The 255-nt window shown below is 53.3% G+C and carries 1 rRNA gene; it reads left to right on the top strand.

The annotated features are described in order from the left end of the window. Positions 1–44 precede the first annotated feature (44 nt). Positions 45–255: ribosomal RNA gene (locus KFE26_RS23890) — 16S ribosomal RNA — on the top strand; the annotation flags it as partial.

The following is a 255-nucleotide window of genomic DNA, read 5'->3' as shown; positions in this document are numbered from 1 at the left end:
TAGAATTCATTGAGCCGTTTGACGTCAGTCAAACAACAAAACTTTAATTGAAGAGTTTGATCATGGCTCAGATTGAACGCTGGCGGCAGGCCTAACACATGCAAGTCGAGCGGCAGCACAAGGGAGTCTACTCCTGAGGTGGCGAGCGGCGGACGGGTGAGTAATGCCTAGGGATCTGCCCAGTCGAGGGGGATAACAGTTGGAAACGACTGCTAATACCGCATACGCCCTACGGGGGAAAGGAGGGGACCTTCG

Source organism: Shewanella sp. M16, assembly GCF_018224605.1.
Taxonomy (GTDB): Bacteria; Pseudomonadota; Gammaproteobacteria; order Enterobacterales; family Shewanellaceae; genus Shewanella; species Shewanella oncorhynchi.
Note: the sequence above shows the minus strand (reverse complement) of the source record. Positions and strands in the feature narration are given on the sequence as shown.